This is a genomic window from Vibrio sp. 1978 (assembly GCF_033344345.1).
Window position 1 is genome coordinate 1 of sequence record NZ_JAWPOP010000789.1, and the last position, 578, is coordinate 578.

1 protein-coding gene is annotated in these 578 nt (G+C 44.6%); it reads left to right on the forward strand.

The annotated features are described in order from the left end of the window. Window positions 1-578 (forward strand): SbcC/MukB-like Walker B domain-containing protein (locus R8N49_RS29120; RefSeq protein ID WP_318190698.1); only part of this gene is annotated, 578 nt, incomplete at both ends.

Genomic DNA, 578 nt, shown 5'->3' on the forward strand with positions numbered 1-578 from the left:
AACTCTGGCGGATTTAAATCAAGCTTTGAAGGCGGTCGAGAAGCCTAATTTAGAAGCGCTTAACGGGAGTTTAAGCACTGCTCAACATTCGTATCTAGAAATTAGAAATCAGCTGGATAGCACGCGTTCACTGTTTGAAGGCTTGGAAAAAGTTCGCAATGAAATTTCGAATCTGCACGATAAAAACCGTAAATTAGAGGAAGAGTACAAAGTTTTCGGTACGCTTTATGATGTCGCCAGTGGTAAAACGGGCAGCCGTATCAGTTTACACCGATTTGTGTTGGGGGTTTTATTGGATGATGTGTTGATTCAAGCTTCTCAACGACTGAGTTTGATGAGCAAGGGTCGATATATTCTAGCGCGTAAAACAGAGGGTTTTAAGGGTGCAGCAGGGCGAGGACTTGATCTCGTGGTGGAAGACGGTTACACCGGAAAAATGCGTGATGTTGCAACGTTGTCGGGGGGAGAATCCTTCATGGCAGCTTTAGCTTTGGCATTAGGCTTGTCTGATGTCGTGCAATCTTACAGCGGTGGAATTCGTTTAGATACGTTATTCATCGACGAAGGCTTTGGTAGCT